Source organism: Desulfosalsimonas propionicica, assembly GCF_013761005.1.
GTDB lineage: Bacteria > Desulfobacterota > Desulfobacteria > Desulfobacterales > Desulfosalsimonadaceae > Desulfosalsimonas > Desulfosalsimonas propionicica.
In genome coordinates, this window is the sequence record NZ_JACDUS010000013.1 from 35,649 (window position 1) to 53,397 (window position 17,749).

Below are 17,749 nucleotides of genomic sequence, written 5' to 3' on the forward strand. Positions count from 1 at the left end.
ATTGCAGAAGAACATGTTTGAAAAATTAAAACACAAGGCCGATGCTGTGAGAACCGATTGCCGTCACAGCAATCCGGATGCGTTGAGCCGGGTGCTTTATGCGGCCTCAAGGATTTACAGCGGGGCTGTAAGGCTTCGCAACAGCGGCTTTGACAAGGGGCTTTTATCGGTTCGCCGCCTGCCGTGTCCGGTTGTATCCATTGGCAATATCACGGCCGGTGGCACGGGCAAAACCCCCATGGCCCTGTACATGGCGCGGCTGATGCGGCAGATGGGCTACCGGCCCGCTGTGATCAGCCGGGGATACCGGGGTAAGGCGGAAAAAGCCGGAGCTGTCGTCACTGATGGATATCATTTGTTTGCTGATTGTGCCGCAGCCGGAGACGAGCCATTTATGATGGCCAGTGTTTTAAAGCGAGTGCCGGTGCTGGTGGGCAGGGATCGGTTTCAAAGCGGCATGCGGGCCGTGGCGGCTTTTGATTCGGATGTGATTGTTTTAGATGACGCTTTCCAGCACCGGCGGCTGCACCGGGACTTGGATCTGGTGCTGCTTGATGCCGCCCATCCGCTGGGAAACCGCCATGTTCTGCCCCGGGGGAGCCTCAGGGAACCGGCATCCGGGCTTAAGCGAGCAGATGCCGTGATTTTAACCCGCAGCCAAAGCCGGGAGGCCCGGGAAAGTTTGCCGCAGATGATTTCCGGGCATGTCCCTGTGTTCCGTGCCGACCATGTGCCGTTTTTGTCCGGTATTTATGGGCAGGCCGACTGTTTGGGGGAGGAGATTTCAGGAGGATATTCTGAGGATTTGTCCTTCCTGGGTGCCGCCCGGGTTTTTGCTTTTTCCGGAATCGCAAGAAATCAGGAGTTTTTAAACATGCTCTCGGGATATGTTGGTTCATTGGCGGGTTTTGCAGAGTATCCGGATCATTATTGCTATTCCACCAGGGATCTGGAGAAAATTGAACAAAAGGCCATCTCTGAGTCCGCAGACTGCCTGATGACCACGGAAAAGGATTTTGTACGCATTGCCGGCCGGCTGCCCGCAGGGATTCCCCTGGTGGTAATGGGTGTGGAAATGCGGTTTTTAAACAATGACGAGTCCGGGTTTGTTGCGCTGCTGCGTCATAAGCTGCTGGAAACAAAATTGGAAAGCAGATCATGAAGCAGCGAAGTCCTATATTTGAAACAGATGAGCAACAGTTGGAATTGCTGTCAAAAGGCAGATGGGCAAATGCCGATTTGTTCTGCTTTTCCGCGCAGGGCAGCAAATGGGTGGTCAAGGATTTTTCCGGATGCCCGCCGCTGGTATCCGGAACCTGGGGACGGTGGATGGTAATGCGCGAATACCGGGCCCTGGTCCGCCTCCAGGGCATTGACGGCATCCCCGAAAAGCCGTTTCTCCGCGATGGCCAAGCCCTGGGATATCGGTACGTGAACGGTACAACCCTTCGCCATGTGCGGACTGAGGAGATTCCGTCCAATTTTTTTTCAGACCTGGAACACCTGGTCCGCCGGATGCACCAGCGCAAAATGGTGCATCTCGACATCCGGAACCGGCGAAATATCATGCTCCGCTCAGACGGCCGGCCGGCGCTGCTTGATTTCCAGTCCAGCCTGGATGTGCGTCACATGCCCCCTGCACTGGGGCGCATGCTCAAGCAAATCGACCTGTCCGGGGTTTATAAAACCTGGTACAAGCTGAGGCCTGACTTGATGGATGCCTCTCGTCTATCCAGATTGCAGGCCATTGAGCGCAGGCGTTTTATCTGGGTGTTTAAGGGCTATCCCCTGGAGCACATGAAAAAACGCCGGCGCTAAAGGGGGCGGACAAACGTGAAAAACAGGACAATGAGCCAGCAGATGCCCACGGCTGTGAGGTTGCGCACCCCGTGGTTGTCGGCAAAGCTTCTGCGGTCAAAAACAAAAAGCCGGGATGCGTCAAACCGCTTGTTGAAGGTGGGCAGATAGGGCCGGACATCGCGCTGGTACTGCTGATAATCCTGGCCGAAAAGCCCGGCCAGCAGCTGTTCTTCCCGGTTGACCCGGTTGACCATGTAAAAGTAATAGATAACCGAGTAGGCAATCAGGATCAAAAGGCTGCCGGTTGCCATCAAGATGCCGAAAATAAGAAAGAAGCGGCCGAGATACATGGGATTGCGGACAAACATATAGGGCCCGCCCGTGGTCAGCTGCTTTTTGGTTTTAATGGTGGCAAAACACCACAGCTGCAGCATTTCTCCGGCAACAGAGACGATCAGGCCCGGCAGAAACCATTGTTTTTCCAGCAGGGGCAGCATGAGCACAAACAAGACCGCCATGAGGGGAAAGCGCAGTTTCAAAAACGTTTTCCGGGCCTTTCGGTCGTTAAACAATTCATTGATCCGGTCAAATACGGTGTTGCTCATGAGAAAACCTTTCCAGGGACTTGGCGTCCCGGTTTGTTAAATGTTTACAATTGATTGAATTCGGCAATGACTTTCTCCAGATCCCCGGGGCTGTCCACGCTGAGGCTTTTTCCATGGGTGATTTCCACGTGAATGGGAATGCTGTTTTCCAGAAGTCTTAATTGTTCCAGTTTTTCAATTTGCTCCAGCCGGCCCGGCGGCAAACTGACAAATTGATCCAGCGCGGATTTGCGAAATCCGTACAGGCCGATATGACAGAAATAGGCGGCGCTTTGTGCATTTCTGGGATGGGGGATGGGCGCGCGGGAAAAATACAATGCCCGCCCGTTGGGAGCAAAAGCGGCCTTGACCCGGTCCGGGTTTTGCGCGGCTTCAGGTTCCAGGAAATGGACAAGGGTGGTGACCGCCATTTCCGGGTCTGCAAACGGCCGGATCAGCGCGGACAGCATGTCCGGATCCAGCAGGGGTTCGTCGCCCTGGATATTGACCACAACCCCGTTATTACGGATTCCAATCCGGTCTGCAGCCTCATGAACCCGATCCGTGCCGCTTTGATGATCATCCCGGGTCATCACCACGGGCACATCCAGGGCTTTTGCAGCACTGAAAATTCTTTCATCGTCTGTGGCAACCACCACATGCTGCAATTCCGGGCATTGCCGGGCCCGCGCATATACATGCCAGAACATGGGCTTTCCCCGGATTTGCGCCAAAGGCTTTCCCGGAAACCGGGTGGAGGCGTATCGCGCCGGAATTACGCCGCAGCATTCCACGGGAGGGGATAAATTCATGATTTTTTCCCTGAGTTGTGGGGTTTCAGATGGGCACCAATGGTTTGGCAGGCCTGGGATGTGCCACCCTGCCGGCTTTGGATATACTGCCGGGCCTGGTGTTTGATTTCACGGCGGTCAGGCCGGGTTTCAAGCTGACGCAACAGCCGGGCTGAGACCTTCTGCCAGTTGATCTCCTTAAAGACCAGGCCCTGACGGAAAATGCTTTCCCCCACCCAAAAGAAATTGTCCCAGTGCGGCCCGATAACCGGCTGCACACCGTGAACCAGGGGTTCCAGAAAATTCTGACCGCCCAGGGGCGCTATGCTGCCGCCCACAAACACTGCATCTGCGGCGCTGTAGCCATCCGAAAGTTCACCAAAGGTGTCCCACAGCAGGATATGGCCGGGCTCGGCGGGTTCTTTTAAATCCGATCTCAGGGCCCATTTGGCCTTTATTCGGGAAAGGGCGGACTTCCAGAAGTCGATCCGGTGCATGTGTCGGGGAAACAGGCCGATGGTCAGATCGGAGTTGGCCGTTCGGATCTGTTGAATCATCTCCAGGACCTGCTGTTCCTCGGGCTGGCGGATGGAGCCGAGGACAAGAAATTTGCCCTCCGGCGGCAGCAGGTTGGATAACGTACTGCTTTCTGCCGTTTCTTTGCCAACCTGTAGTCGGTCGAACTTGATATTGGACATCCGGGTGACAATGCGGCTTCCGAACAATTTCGCAAACCGGGCGGCATCTGCACCCGATATGGCAAGCACCTGTTCGGGACCCAGGGCATAGAGCAGGCGGCGCAGGCGGATGTATCGGCTAAGGCTTTTTTCTGTCATTCGGCCGTTGACGATCACAGCCGGACAGCCCCTTTTTTTCAGGGAATGCAAAAGCCCGGGCCAGATTTCGGTTTCCAGCAGCACCACGAGTTTCGGGCTGACCTGGCGCACGGCCTTTTCCATGATTTCCGGCCGGTCAAAGGGAAACCAGCGGCACATCAGATCGGGTTTGCCGTTTTTGCCCTGACTTTTGCCCGCATGTTTTTCAAGGATCTCCATGCCCTGCCGGGTATTGGTGGTCACCAGTATTTGCGGCCGCAGCCCGGATGTCCGAAGTCCCTCGGCAATGGCGCAGGCCAGATAAGCCTCACCGGCAGAGGCGGCCTGGATCCACAGGTCGGCGGGGGGTAGAGGGGTTTTGAGCCGGCGCCGGGCATATCCGTCCCTGAGCCGGGCATTGAGACGCAGGGTTGGTATGGCCAGTTGCCAGACCCTATCATAGGCGGCAATGGCGATTTTCAGGCTTCGTGTGTTCACTTTTGATGTTAATCCGGTTCCGGTTACAGGTTTGACTTGTGTCTATAACACCTTTTGCCGGGTTTGATCAAAAAAAAAACCGCTCCGGTATCTGCCGGAGCGGTTTGCTGCAGGAGAAAAAAGAAGATCTGCAATCAGTCTGTTTCAGGGCGGGGCATCAATCCAGCGCGCTCAACAATTTCAGGGACTTTTTCCTCCCATTCAATGGCCATGATATGAAAGCCGCTCACGCCTTTGAGCTCTTTTAGCCGCTGAATGGTTTCCACGCAGATGTTGATGCCTTCTTCTGCCTGGCTGCCCTTGGGGGTATCGGCCATGCGCTTGACCACGTCATCGGGCACATCCATTCCCGGCACCCGGTTTTTCATGTACTTGGCCATACCCGCGGATTTAAAAGGGGTGACACCGGCCATGATATAGCATTTTTCCGTCAATCCCCGGTCTTCTGCCAGGCGGATCCATTCCTCGAACTTTTCCAGGTTGTAAATGCACTGGGTCTGGATAAACTCGGCACCGGCCTCGATTTTTTTGGCCAGCCGGGGAACCCGGATTTCAAATGGATCGGCAAAGGGGTTGGCCGCAGCGCCCACAAACATTTTCGGGGGCCGCTTGATCTCATCTCCGCCAAGGAAGGTGCCTTCATCGCGCATTTTCCGGACAGTCCACAGCAATTGCATGGAATCAAGATCATGGACGTTCTGTCCCTGGGGATTGTCGCCGAAACTCTGATGATCGCCGGACAAACACAGTACATTGGCGATGTCAAAAGAAGCCGCTCCCAGAATATCGCTTTGCAGGGCAATGCGGTTGCGGTCCCGGGTGACCATCTGCAAAATCGGCTCCAGGCCCATGAGCTTTAAATGAATGCAGGTGGCAAGGCTGCTTGTGCGCACAACAGAGGTCTGGTTGTCTGTTACGTTGATGGCGTCTACACAGTCCTTGAGCAGTTCGGCTTTGTGTTTGATGACCTCGGGGTCGCTGCCCCGGGGCGGACCGCACTCGGAGGTGACCCCCAAATGACCGGCAGCCATGACTTTTTCGAGTTTGCTCGGAGTCTTCGCGCTCATATTTGTACATCCTCCCTCTCCACTTTTCTGGGGCCGCCCGCCCGGTCAGTGGACCAGTCCTTAATATTGAAGAATTTTTCATAAAGATCCATGCGGTCGATGGCCTTGAGGCGATCGATGATCAGTTGCCAGGCACAGTCGAGTTCCTTGTTGATCTCGCATTTGCCTTGGGAAGATCCCCCGCACGGGCCGTTAAACAGGCGCTTGGCACATCGGGCCACCGGACAGATGCCGCCGGTATAAGCCAGGATGCACTGGCCGCAGGCCTGGCACCGCTCTGTCCACAATCCGCGCTGCTCGGTCACACCCAGAAAACAGGTGTTAACGCCCGGATACACGGGAATGGAGTGGTACTTTTCGGCAGTGAACTGGATGCCCACGCCGCAGGCAATGGACACAATGCCATCGTACTGATCCGCAATATCCCGGATTTCTTCCAGGTATTCGTGATCGCACTGGCGTTCCAGGGTGCGCTCGTCAACCTGCACATCTTCTGCTCCCTGGTTGGAAAAGTACATGCGCAGGGTGGCGGCCAGTACGCCCACTTCCTTTTTACCGCCTGCCTCGCAGACCGTGACGCATTCATTGCAGCCGAGAACCAGGATTTTTTTGCAATCCTTCACATATTCAATGATTTCCTCGACCGGCTTTTTATCTGCAACAATCATTTACAGACCTCTTTGGTAGAAGGTTTAAGTATTTAATATATCCTGATTATTGTCAGGCTGCTGTTTTTGTTTTTTTCTTCATTGGGCTGGGCCCTATCTTCCGGATTAGTTCATCCATTTCTGCGGCATACTTGGCAAACAAAGGGCCGTCGTTGGATGAGAGGTTATACATAAGAGCCCGCTGCGGATCAATGCCCACAGCTTTGAGGATTTGCTGTGCCTGCTCCACCCGTTTTCTGGCGCGCAGGTTGCCGGTTTTATAAAGGCATTCCCCCTCCATACATCCAATTATGCAAACACCGTCAGCGCCTTTTTCAAGCGCCCGGAGCAGGTGCTGTACATCCACCTTGCCGGCGCACGGCACCCGGATAATGCGGAAACTCGTTGGATACGTCAGTCGCATGGAACCTGCCAGGTCCGCTGCAGCGTATCCTCATGTGTTGCAGCAGAAAGCAACGATTCTGGGATTAAATTCCTGAGTCATGATTCTTCCCCTTCCAGTAAAGCGTCCACCTTACTTATGATAAGATCATCTTCATACCAGCGCAGTTCAATGGCCTTGGCCGGACATTCCGCGGCACAGGCGCCGCAGCCCTGACAAGTGGCATCATCAATTTCACTGACGCCTTCTTCATTTATATGAGGTACACCATAGGGGCAGGTGCGCACACAGATCAGACAGGATGCGCATTTTTCCGGATCCACCTGTGCAGTCACCGCAGACAGTGTCAGATACGGCTGGGTCAGCATGGTGGTGGCCCGCGATGCTGCGGCCATGGCCTGTGCGATGGATTCGGAAAGGAGCTGAGGACTGTGGGCTGTTCCGCACAGAAAAACGCCTGCTTTGTCCATTTCTACGGGCCGGAGTTTGACATGGGCCTCTGTGAAAAAATGTTCTGGAGTCCGGTTCAGCTTCATGATATTGGCGAGTTCATCTGTGTCGGCCGCCTCCATTCCCGCGCTGAGTACCAGCAGATCGGCATCCGCGCTGACCTTGCGGTTCAGGATATGGTCGTTGAAGACCACGTTGACCAGTTCTCCGGAAACGGAAACCTCCGGCGGATTTTCCGGATCAAACCGGAAAAATTTCACTCCCAGCCGCCGGGCTTCGGTGTAATAGTCCTCCAGCAGGCCGTATGTCCGGATGTCTCTGTAAAGGATATAGACTTGGGTTTCCGGGTTGAGCTTCTTTATGTGAATGGCGTTTTTAATGGCGCTCTGGCAGCAGATTCGCGAACAGTTGGGATTTTCCTCGTTTCTGGAGCCGATGCACTGGATCATCACCACCGTGTTGAGATTGTCTGCAGCGCCTTTTTCCTCCAGCCGGCTTCCGAGTTCGAGTTGGGTGACCACCCGGGGGTTTTCGCCGTAGAGGTATTCCGAGGGCTGATACTCGGTGGCGCCGGTGGCCATGATGGTCACGCCGTGTTCGATCTTGCGGCTGACCATGTCTTCGCCCACAAGCAGCTCGGTGGTGAAGTTGCCCTTAAATCCGGAAAAATCAACAATCACGGAACTGGTCATCACCTCAATCCGGGAGTGCGCGCTGACCTGGTCCACCAGGCCGGTGAGGTAATCGCCCACATCCATGCCTTCGATGGTTTTGGTCAGGCGGTTGGCCAGACCGCCGAGTTCGGCTTCCTTTTCAACCAGCACCACTTCAAAGCCCTGGTCGGCAATGCCCAGGGCCGCATTCATACCCGCTACCCCGCCGCCAACCACCAGGGCCCGCTTGGTGACCGGGATCTGGCGTTCATGCAGGGGCTGAAGGGAGGCGGCCCGCCCCACAGCCATGCGCACCAGTTCCTTGGCTTTTTCCGTTGCCATTTCCGGATTGTCGCCATGCACCCAGGAATCCTGATTGCGGATATTGGCCATCTCAAAGAGATATTTGTTTAATCCCACCGATTCCAGGGTGTCCATGAAGATGGGCTCGTGGGTTTTGGGGGTGCACGAGGACACCACCACGCGGTTGATGTTGTGTTCTTTGATGGTTTCCTTCATCTGGTCCTGGGCGTCCTGGCTGCAGGTAAACAGGTTTTCGCCGGAATAGACCACATAAGGCAGTTTTTCCGCATATTCCCGCACATGGGGGACATCGATCACGCCGGCAATGTTGATGCCGCAGTCGCACACAAACACCCCGATTCTGGGAATTTCGCCTTCCACATCGATTTCATCGGGCCGGACCACTTCCTTTAACAGGGTGTTTCGGGATTCGGTCAGATTCCGGCCGGCGGCACAGGCCGCAGCACTGGCTTCTGTGACCGAGGTGGGAATGTCTTTTGGTCCCTGGAAGATGCCGCAGGCAAACACGCCGTCCCTGGAAGTGTTAACCGGGGCAAACGGGCTGGTTTCGGCAAAGTTGTATTTGTTTAGATCAATTTGGAGCCGTTTGGCGGTTTCCATGGTGGACTGAGGAATCTGGAGGCCAACGGAAAGCACCACCATGTCAAATTCTTCTTCCACGATGTTGCCGGCCTCGTCCACGTAGTGCAGCAGAAGATTGCCGGTTTCCGGCATTTCGGTGATCGTGTGAATCCGGGATTTGACAAACCTGACCCCGGCGTTGTCCTTTGCGCGGATGTAGTATTTTTCATAATCCTTGCCAAAAGTGCGGATATCCATGTTGAAAATGGCGCAATCCAGATCGTGTTCCGCATGGTCCTTGGCGATCATGGCTTCCTTGATGGCATACATGCAGCAGACAGACGAGCAGTAGCCGTTGCCGCACCGGTTGGTGTCCCGGGAGCCGATGCACTGGAGCCAGGCGATTTTTTCCGGCTCCTTATGGTCCAATGGCCGCACCAGGTGGCCCATGGTGGGCCCGGATGCCGACAGGATCCGCTCGAACTCGGCGGCGGTAATTACATTGGGACTGGATTTGTACTTGTAGGTGTCTTCCAGGTCCGAAGGATCAAAAACGTCATTTCCCGGGCACAAAACAAGGGAGCCAACCGCGATGTCGCGCTCCTGTACGGTTTGCTCGTGGTCGATGGCGTCGGCCAGGCAGGCCTTGACGCATTGATAGCATTCCGAGCAGATGCCGCATTTCAGGCACCTGTCAGCTTCTGCCTGGGCCTCCTGTTCATTGTAGCCAAACGAGACTTCCAGGAAATTGCACTCCCTGGCCTCCGGGTCCAGGCATCGCACGGGTACGCGATCCTTGTGGGGCTCGTTGATCACATCCGGCTTGTCATATGTCCATTCTTTCTCCCGACCCTCGTGCAGATCCAGGCCGTTGATATAGCGGTGGATGCTTTCAGCGGCCTCCTTGCCGCAGGCAACAGCATCAACCACTGACTTGGGGCCGTAAAAGGCGTCTCCCCCGGAAAAGACCCATTCCATGGTGGTCTGAAGCGTGACCGGATCTCCCTCCAGGCCACGGGCGTTCATGGGCACATTTTGGCCTTCGAGATCCGAGGCATCGGTTGCCTGGCCGATGGACAAAATGAGCGTGTCTCCGAAAAAGGCCTCGCAGGCGCTTTCGTCAAACTCCGGGTTAAACCGGCCTTCCGGGTCAAATACATTGGTACAGGTTTTAAATTCAATGCCGGAAAACCGGTTTTCATTGTTGATAAAAAAGTTTTTGGGGCCGTAGGAATTGACGATTTTGATATCGCTTTCCAGGGCTTCCTCGATTTCATGTTCCCATGCCGGCATTTCCTCGCGTTTTTCCAGGCAGACCATGGTGACGTTTTCCGCGCCTTTTCGCTTGGCGGTCAAAGCCACGTCAACGGCCACGTTGCCCCCGCCGATCACCAGCACGTCCTTGCCCACGGGCACGTCATTTCCAAGGGCGGTTTCCCTTAAGAAATCCACACCCTGGAGCACACCCTCGGCATCCTCGTTTTCAATGCCCAGGCTGCGTCCCTTGTGGAGTCCGATGGCCATGAATACGGCCGAATACCCGTCTGCTTTCAAACTGTCAAAGGTGATGTCTTTGCCGAATGTGACCCCGGTTTTGATTTCAACGCCCTGATCACGGATAATATCGATTTCCCGCTGCAGCATATCTCTGGGAAGGCGGTATTCTGGGATGCCCACAGCCATCATGCCGCCGGCCACGGGCAGTTTTTCATAAATGGTGACCCCGTAGCCTTTTCTGGCCAGAAAAGAGGCGGCTGCAAGACCTGCCGGACCCGAGCCGATCACGGCCACTTTTTCGCTGCGTTTTTCTTCAGCGGCTTCGGGCAGTATTTTTTCGTCTTCCTGCTTTTCCCAGTCCGCCAGAAACCGGTGCAGTTCCCGGATGGCCAGGGGTTCGTCATAGTCGTTTCGGGTGCAGGCACTTTCGCAGGGATGGTGACAGACCCGGCCGCAGACGGCCGGAAACGGGTGTGCGTCCCGGAACAGCTCTAAAGCTTCCCGGTATTTGCCCTGGTTGATCAGCGCGATATATCCCTGAATGCTGACGTGTGCCGGGCAGGTGGCCTTGCAGGGGGCTGTTCCCCGCTTGCTGATGGCATAGGCACCGGGGATGGCCTGGGCGTATTTCTTGTAGGCCGCCTTTCGGGTGGCGATGCCAAAATCTTGTTCACTGGGGACCTCGATAGGGCAGACATTGGCGCATTCCCCGCAGCTGGTGCATTTGTCAATGTCAATATAGCGCGGTTCCTGTCGGATATGGGCACTGAAATGCCCGGGATCGCCGTTTAATTCCAGCAGTTCGGTGTTGGTGAGCAATTCGATGTTTAAGTGCCGGCCGACCTCGACCAGTTTGGGCGAGATGACTCACATGGCACAGTCATTGGTGGGAAAGGTCTTGTCCAACTGGGACATGAGCCCGCCAATGGCAGATGTTTTTTCCACCAGATAAACATAGTATCCGGAATTGGCAAGATCAAGAGCGCTTTGCATCCCGGAGATGCCGGCGCCCACAACCATAACGGAGCCGACCGGCGCCTGGCCGGAGCCGGCCACAGGGGCTTGTTCATTTTGTTCCATTCATGTTCTCCCTTATATTCTTGAATTCGGCCTGATGCTGTTGAATATGACGGGACAGGCCCAGCATGGCGCTGGAGGCCATGGTAACCATAAAACCGGTTTTTGTATTAAAGGGCCGGCAACGCTGTAGTTTGGCGCGTCCCTGTCGGTGCTGCCGGCAACTGCCGTTATTGGAATTTTTTCAGAAATTTGATCCAGTTGATACTATAAATGCAATACAGTGTCAATGGGAATAAACACCTCTCTGTTGTTGGATATCCGGGCCTGCGGGAAATCATTGCCGGCTTCTGCTTTTGGTATCCATGTTATCTGGCAGATTCGGAGTGAATTGCTCCTGAAGTTGTTCTTTTGGGTTTATGCTCAATACAAGGGCTTCAATGCTTAACTTTTCAGCCAGTTGGATGCCTTTTTCGGTTCCGAGCACTGTGATGGCCGTTGCCGCCCCATCCAGCAGGGCGCTTGAATGACCGCCGAAATCAGCCGTGGTGACCCCGGCGATTTTTTCCGAAACCGGCCGGCCGGTTTTCGGGCTGAAAATGTGGTAAAAAGAGTGGCCCTGAATAACAAGGGGCTGACGGTAATTGCCGCTGGTCGACACCCGAATGTCGGCCGGCGACGAGATCGTTTTCCAGATTTTTTCCATGTCCCGGGGATGCTGGATGCCGATGCGCCATGGACGCCGGAGACGGGAACCGAAAGCCGCCACTTCCCCGCCGAGCTGAACCATGCCCGCTTGAATGCCGGCACCCCGGAGTACGTCCCGGCTCCGGTCCACGGCAAAGCCCTTGGCAATGCCGCCGAAATCAAATTGCATGCCGCTGGCCGAGCACGCCACAGCCGGCGGATTGTCCATGATCGTGACCTTGTCAAAGCCGGTGCGGGCCAGTATGCGTTGAATATCTCTGCTGGAAGGGATTTGTTGGGTTTTGACCGCGTTTTGCCACAATTTTTTCAAAGGAGCGGTGGAGGGGTCAAAAGCCCCGCTGCTGGCATCCCATAGGCGCTTTGAAATGCAGAAAACCGCATGCATCTCATTTGAAATCGCCACCGGCGCTGTTTTGTCCGCGGCATTAAGCCGGCTGACCTCTGATTGCGGATCAGAAGGGTTGAAGATGCGGCCGATGCGTTCAAATTCATTCCATACCGCCCGGGCGACAGCCTCTGCTTCGCCCCGGCTGCCGTTCGGCAGGTAAAACAATACCCGTGCCGGAATATCAAAATAAATCAGACGGCGGCTTTCCCACCAATCGGGTTCAGGCCGGGTGAGTGAAATAGTGCTCTTTTGTCCGGAAGCATTTTTCGAATCGTTTTTGGCATTGGGTTGTCCCAGGGGCAGAAAAAGCAGGGCTGCCAGTACGGCCAGTGCAGGGATTGCGGCGACTATGCCCAAAAGCAATGAACTTCGGGATATTTTCACAAACTGCTCCAATGGTTGAATTTTTCGATCCCCCATCAATTTAAGCCTCCTGCAGCCCCCAGTCAAGTTTTGTTGCCCGGTGCGGCGGGTTATAAAGACTGGCATTTTAAGCCAAATCATGGCATAGAGGAAAAAACCGGCTTCGGCATCAGGCGGGAAAACAGCGAATGGGTTTGGGAGATGACAGCTATTGTGGCCATTGTGGGGGGGAGCAACTCCGGCAAGACAACCTTGATTGAAAAATTGATTCCGGTGTTTACACGCAAGGGATATCGGGTGGGAACCATCAAGCATGTGATGCATGAAATGGTCTTTGATCAGAGCGGCAAGGACAGCTGGCGGCACGCCAGTGCCGGTGCCGACACTGTAATGGTGGACGCCGATGAACAGATCGTTTTGCTGAAAACCCGGATACGGCCGCGCGCTGCCGACCGGCTGAAGAATTATGTCGCGGCCTATTTTTCAGACATGGACATTGTCCTGGCTGAAGGTTACAAAAAACAGAATCTGCCAAAAATTGAGGTGTACCGGGAAAACAGCCGCACCGGGCCCGTGTGCCTGGAGGACCCGGATTTGGCCGGCCTTGTAACAGATGCAAAAATGGATGCCGGGGTTCCGTGCCTCGGCCTTGATGACATTGAATCCATAGTTCACTTGATTATTCAGACAATTTCATGAAACAGGTTCTTAAAGCCGCTGTTTTGATTGCCGCAATGGTTTTCACCCAGGTCTGCCCGGGATGGACGCAAGATTACGAATTGGTGGAAACCACCGGCAGCGGCACCATTAACTGGACCCGGCGAATTGTTGAGGCAAAGGGGGCGGGCGGAGCTTTTCCGGAAGCCACCAATACGGCCGGCGGATGGGCCGCTGCATCCCGAAGCGCCAAACGTGATGCCTATTCACACCTGCTCAAAACCGTTGAAGATCTGCGCTTGAGCCGGCACGGCCGGGTGGGGACCCTGGTCGCAGATGACGACCGGATGCTTGCAAAAATTGAGCAGCTGTTGAAATCCTCGGAGGTCCGGGAGACGGTTTACCGGTCGGACGGAACAGTGGAACTGGTTCGCCGGATGTCGTTTTCCGGCGCCTTTTCACAGTTGATACTGCCGGAATCAATTGTTCAGCTGGAGATGAAAAATCTGGGGCGCACCGCTCTGGACCCGGATCACAGGCCGTTTACCGGTTTGGTGGTGGACGCCCGGGGCGTGGATGTCAAGCCGGCCATGTGTTTTGCCATTGTGGATGAGGCGGGACGGGAGGTTTACGGGTCTGCTTACGTGAGCCGGGAATTTGTTGTGCAGCACGGCATGTGCGGCTACATCACCGATGCCTCGGCCGTGGACCAGATCGGACGGGTGGGGAGAAACCCCCTGACGGTCAGGGCTCTGGGCACCAGCGAGGATTCGGAAACCGATATTATGATCAGCAACACGGATGCATCCCGGCTGCGCAGTACGGTGGACAACCTGTTTTTTCTTCGGGAATGCCGGGTTATCGTTGTTCGTAATCCGCTCAAAAAAAACCCCCGGCAGTAACTGCCGGGGGCTTTGGCCAAACATGGCGGGATGCACCCGTATTTTTTACAAACCGGCTTTGGACCGGATTTCATCGGCCTTGTTGGTTTTCTCCCAGCCAAAATCCGGATCATTTCTTCCAAAATGTCCGTATGCCGCGGTTTTGTTATAGAAGGGGCGCAGCAGGTCCAGATATTCGGTGATGGCTGCCGGCCGCAGGTCAAAAACATCCCGGACGATTTCAACGGCCTTGTCCTCGGCGACATTGCCGGTGTTGAAAAAATCCACCAGAATGGAAACCGGCTCGGCCACGCCAATGGCATAGGCCAGCTGAACTTCGCATTTTTTCCCCAGACCGGCAGCAACCAGGTTTTTGGCAATATGCCGGCCCATGTAGCAGGCGCTGCGGTCCACCTTGGACGGGTCTTTTCCGGAAAATGCACCGCCGCCGTGTCTTCCCATCCCGCCGTAGGTGTCCACGATAATTTTGCGGCCTGTCAGACCGCAGTCGCCCATGGGGCCGCCAACTTCGAATTTGCCCGTGGGGTTGATGAAATATTTTGTTTCATCGCCGATCATCTCCGCGGGCAGCATTTTTTTGATCACTTCCTCAATGACGCCTTCCCTGATCTGGTCGTAGGTGACATCCGGGGTGTGCTGGGTGGAAATGACCACCGTATCGATACGCTTGGGCCGGCCGTCTTCATACTCGATGGTTACCTGGGACTTGCCGTCCGGGCGCAGAAAGCCGAGTTCATTGTTTTTGCGGGCTTCGGCCAGCCGCCTGGTGAGCTTGTGGGCGTAGAGAATCGGCATGGGCATGAGTTCGTCGGTTTCATCGCAGGCATAGCCAAACATCAGCCCCTGGTCGCCGGCGCCCTGCTCCTTGTAAAGGCCTTTGCCTTCGTCCACGCCCTGGGCGATGTCCGGCGACTGTTTGTCAATGCTGGTTACAACTGAGCAGGTCTGCCAGTCAAAACCCATGTCAGATGAGCAATAACCGATATCCTTGATTGCGCTGCGCACCACTTCCTGGAAATCCACCGTGGCCTTGGCCGTGATTTCCCCGGCTATAAAGGCAATGCCTGTGGTTACCAGGGTTTCGCACGCCACCCGGCATCGGCTGTCCTGGGAAAGAAATGCGTCGAGAACCGAATCGGATATTTTGTCGGCCACTTTGTCGGGATGGCCTTCTGTGACAGATTCTGAAGTAAACAGATGAGATCTTTTTGACATTGAACACTCCTTTTGTTTCAGGTTTATATTTTGATTTGTCCGGATTCACCTTATTGGTAAAAGATGCAGCCGTCAGCCCGGATTGTCCACCTGCGGATATAAAATAATATTGTCAATCAGGCGGGTTTCGCCCACCCGGACCGCCAGGGCCATCAGTGCGGGCCGGTCAATGAATTTTTTATCCGCCAGGGTGTCCGGATCGCAAACGGCGATGTAATCAATACCTGTTTCCGGGGCCGAGCTGATGATTTTTTTGACCGTTTCAATCAGGGCGGCAGCTTTTGTTTCTCCTCGTGCCACGGCCTTTTTGGCCTCCTCCAGGCCGCGGTACAGCTCCAGGGCGGATTGGCGCTGGGAAGGGCTTAAGTACTTGTTTCTCGAACTCATGGCCAGTCCATCGGATTCCCTGACAATGGGGCCTCCGATAATATCGATGCCGAAATCAAGATCCCGGGCCATTTTGCGGATAATGGCCAGCTGCTGATAATCTTTTTGCCCGAAAACCGCATAGTCGGGCTGTACAATATGAAAAAGCTTGGCCACAATGGTCATCACCCCGGTGAAATGCGTGGGTCTGGATCTGCCGCATAGATGTCCGGGCAGATGGGTCTGGGTGATATAGGTTTCGTAGTCTTCGGGATACAAATCTTTTTTATGGGGCATGAACAAAATGTCCACCCCGGTTTGCTCTGCCAGGGCTGCATCCCTTTCCGGGTCCCTGGGATAGGCGTCGTAATCCTCGCCCGGGGCAAACTGGGCGGGATTGACAAAAATGCTGGCAACAAGGGTGTCTGCCAGTTCCCGCCCTTTGCGCATCAAAGACAGATGGCCTTCGTGCAGATAGCCCATGGTCGGCACAAAGGCAATGGTGTTGCCCTGTGCGTGCAGGGTTTCAGCCGTTTTCCGCATTTGCCGGATGTCATCGATGGTTTTAATGGCAGCGGTCTCCTTTTTGTGCGTTGCCCCTTGTTTTTCTTTATCGTTCAAGCTGGTTAAATACCTGGCCGGTGACCGCCTTGGGGTAGTAGAAAGTGGTTTTTCTCGGCATTGTCAGGCCTGCTTCGGCAATTTTGCGAACCTGCTCATTGGTGGGCGGGTTTAAGATAAAGGCCATGTCGTAGTCACCATTTTCCACAAGCTCAACAGCCTCGTCATGGCTGCTTGTATAACCGATCAGGGAATGATCATCCAGGTTCTGCTTGTCAAAGCCCATCAGCTTCATCAAAATCAGGCGCGTGAGCACGGTGACATCCAGTCCCTGCAGAGGGGCGGCGATTTCGTCGCCAAAAAGGGTTTCCATGACACCGGGCTTTAATACCAGCGCATAACATGCCGGTTCATCTTTCATTACCAGGCCGATGATGTGGTCGTTTCGATGTTTGTGAAGGGACTTGTCAAGCTGTTCTACTGCCTGCCCGGGGTCGGCTCCATCGCGGTCGAATTTCTCAATGTCAAAATATTGGGCTGCCTGCTGCATAAAATGCTGCCGGGTCTCTGCGGCCACGCTGGGAAGCAGCCTGTGCGTGGGCAGGATAATCAGGCCCTGGTCTTCGACCGCACACAAATACATCATGATAAAATTGGCCGGATGGGTTTCATCAAAATCCGGATCATTCTGCCTGACCCACTCCCTGTAGTTTAAGGCGGTTTCATAACGGTGATGGCCGTCTGCAATAAACAGGCGCCGCTGTTCCATGGCTTCTGTGACCTGCCGGCACAGTTTTGGATCGGTTATCCGCCACATGCGATGGAAATGGCCGCTGTCATCAGTGAATTCTGCCTCCGGGGAAATCTGCTGAATGTGATCCTTCAGGGTCTGGAGGAGCCCGTCTTTGTCTGAATAAACCGAAAAAATATGGCTGAAATTGGCGTGACAGGCTTTCATGAGTTCCAGCCGCTCGGACTTGACCTTGGAAAAGGTCTCCTCGTGGGGCAGAATCACGCCGGATTCAAACGGCTCAAGCTGCACCGCCCCGATCAGTCCGTAACGGGTCACGGATTTTCCTTCAATGGGAAAGGTCACCGTGGTGAGGTAAAAGCCCGGGGTTTCATCCCGGATCAGCACCCCGTTTTGCCGCCACTTCTGAAAATCTGCGGCCGCACGGGTATAAGGGTTGTCGGTTTTGTCGTCCTTTTCTGTGACCAGGGCCTTGTCCAGCCGGATGGCATTGTTTGTATGGCGTTTGTAGTAGGCCTGCTGCTCTTCTTCAGAAATCACGTCGTATGGAGGCGTAACCACCAGTGAGAGGTCTTCGATTTTGCGGCGATTATAGCGGACGCCCCTGAAAGGGTATATCTTTGCCATAAGTATCCTTTTTTCAGTATGTGGTTGCTCTTTCTGGTTCAGTTTTAGTGCGAACACTGACGGGGATTTTTTAAGCTTGAAGTTTTGAATCATGACAAAAAAAT

Annotated in this window: 15 protein-coding genes; 4 read left to right on the forward strand and 11 right to left on the reverse strand. The window is 54.7% G+C overall.

Annotated features, from left to right (window positions below; translation table 11 throughout):
• Window positions 1–13: 13 nt before the first annotated feature.
• Together lpxK and HNR65_RS15640 are read left to right on the forward strand one after the other, a co-directional pair.
• Window positions 14–1,162, forward strand: a complete 1,149-nt coding sequence (gene lpxK / locus HNR65_RS15635; RefSeq protein ID WP_181552463.1) for a tetraacyldisaccharide 4'-kinase — start codon at window positions 14–16, stop codon at window positions 1,160–1,162.
• On the forward strand, window positions 1,159–1,818 hold the full coding sequence (locus tag HNR65_RS15640; protein ID WP_181552464.1) for an RIO1 family regulatory kinase/ATPase domain-containing protein: 660 nt from the start codon (window positions 1,159–1,161) through the stop codon (window positions 1,816–1,818). Before lpxK ends, HNR65_RS15640 begins: the two co-directional genes overlap by 4 nt.
• On the opposite strand, the gene HNR65_RS15645 is transcribed toward HNR65_RS15640, so the two are convergent.
• From HNR65_RS15645 to HNR65_RS15680, 8 genes are all read right to left on the reverse strand, one after another.
• Window positions 1,815–2,405, reverse strand: a complete 591-nt coding sequence (locus HNR65_RS15645; protein ID WP_181552465.1) for a methyltransferase family protein — start codon at window positions 2,403–2,405, stop codon at window positions 1,815–1,817. The genes HNR65_RS15640 and HNR65_RS15645 overlap by 4 nt on opposite strands.
• A 44-nt stretch (window positions 2,406–2,449) precedes the next feature.
• The gene (kdsB, locus tag HNR65_RS15650) at window positions 2,450–3,196 is read right to left on the reverse strand and encodes a 3-deoxy-manno-octulosonate cytidylyltransferase (RefSeq protein WP_181552466.1); all 747 of its coding nucleotides are present in this window, start codon (window positions 3,194–3,196) and stop codon (window positions 2,450–2,452) included.
• Window positions 3,193–4,488 carry a 3-deoxy-D-manno-octulosonic acid transferase gene (locus tag HNR65_RS15655; protein ID WP_181552467.1) on the reverse strand — a complete coding sequence of 432 codons (1,296 nt, stop codon included), beginning with the start codon at window positions 4,486–4,488 and terminating at the stop codon, window positions 3,193–3,195. The genes kdsB and HNR65_RS15655 overlap by 4 nt, the downstream gene beginning before the upstream one ends.
• A gap of 134 nt (window positions 4,489–4,622) precedes the next feature.
• On the reverse strand, window positions 4,623–5,555 hold the full coding sequence (locus HNR65_RS15660; protein WP_181552468.1) for a methylenetetrahydrofolate reductase: 933 nt from the start codon (window positions 5,553–5,555) through the stop codon (window positions 4,623–4,625).
• Window positions 5,552–6,223 carry a methylenetetrahydrofolate reductase C-terminal domain-containing protein gene (locus tag HNR65_RS15665; protein ID WP_181552469.1) on the reverse strand — a complete coding sequence of 224 codons (672 nt, stop codon included), beginning with the start codon at window positions 6,221–6,223 and terminating at the stop codon, window positions 5,552–5,554. The genes HNR65_RS15660 and HNR65_RS15665 overlap by 4 nt, the downstream gene beginning before the upstream one ends.
• A 52-nt stretch (window positions 6,224–6,275) precedes the next feature.
• Window positions 6,276–6,707: a hydrogenase iron-sulfur subunit gene (locus HNR65_RS15670; protein ID WP_332309041.1), complete on the reverse strand. Its 432-nt coding sequence runs from the start codon at window positions 6,705–6,707 to the stop codon at window positions 6,276–6,278.
• The gene (locus HNR65_RS15675; protein WP_181552471.1) at window positions 6,704–11,170 is read right to left on the reverse strand and encodes an FAD-dependent oxidoreductase; all 4,467 of its coding nucleotides are present in this window, start codon (window positions 11,168–11,170) and stop codon (window positions 6,704–6,706) included. Before HNR65_RS15675 ends, HNR65_RS15670 begins: the two co-directional genes overlap by 4 nt.
• 274 nt (window positions 11,171–11,444) lie before the next feature.
• The gene (locus tag HNR65_RS15680) at window positions 11,445–12,623 is read right to left on the reverse strand and encodes an FAD:protein FMN transferase (RefSeq protein ID WP_181552472.1); all 1,179 of its coding nucleotides are present in this window, start codon (window positions 12,621–12,623) and stop codon (window positions 11,445–11,447) included.
• A gap of 144 nt (window positions 12,624–12,767) precedes the next feature.
• On the opposite strand from HNR65_RS15680, the gene mobB reads away from it, so the two are divergent.
• Complete coding sequence (gene mobB, locus HNR65_RS15685) at window positions 12,768–13,265, forward strand: molybdopterin-guanine dinucleotide biosynthesis protein B (RefSeq protein WP_181552473.1); 498 nt, start codon at window positions 12,768–12,770, stop codon at window positions 13,263–13,265.
• On the forward strand, window positions 13,262–14,125 hold the full coding sequence (locus tag HNR65_RS15690; RefSeq protein WP_181552474.1) for a TP0624 family protein: 864 nt from the start codon (window positions 13,262–13,264) through the stop codon (window positions 14,123–14,125). The genes mobB and HNR65_RS15690 overlap by 4 nt, the downstream gene beginning before the upstream one ends.
• A 45-nt stretch (window positions 14,126–14,170) precedes the next feature.
• Here HNR65_RS15690 and metK read toward each other — a convergent pair whose 3' ends face one another.
• The 3 genes from metK to HNR65_RS15705 all read right to left on the reverse strand — a co-directional run bounded on the left by metK (window position 14,171) and on the right by HNR65_RS15705 (window position 17,645).
• On the reverse strand, window positions 14,171–15,340 hold the full coding sequence (gene metK, locus HNR65_RS15695) for a methionine adenosyltransferase (RefSeq protein WP_181552475.1): 1,170 nt from the start codon (window positions 15,338–15,340) through the stop codon (window positions 14,171–14,173).
• 72 nt (window positions 15,341–15,412) lie between these two features.
• Window positions 15,413–16,327 carry a pantoate--beta-alanine ligase gene (gene panC / locus HNR65_RS15700; RefSeq protein ID WP_269750895.1) on the reverse strand — a complete coding sequence of 305 codons (915 nt, stop codon included), beginning with the start codon at window positions 16,325–16,327 and terminating at the stop codon, window positions 15,413–15,415.
• Window positions 16,317–17,645, reverse strand: coding sequence for a DUF1015 domain-containing protein (locus HNR65_RS15705; protein WP_181552476.1), 1,329 nt, complete (start codon window positions 17,643–17,645; stop codon window positions 16,317–16,319). Before HNR65_RS15705 ends, panC begins: the two co-directional genes overlap by 11 nt.
• Between the last annotated feature and the right edge of the window lie 104 nt (window positions 17,646–17,749).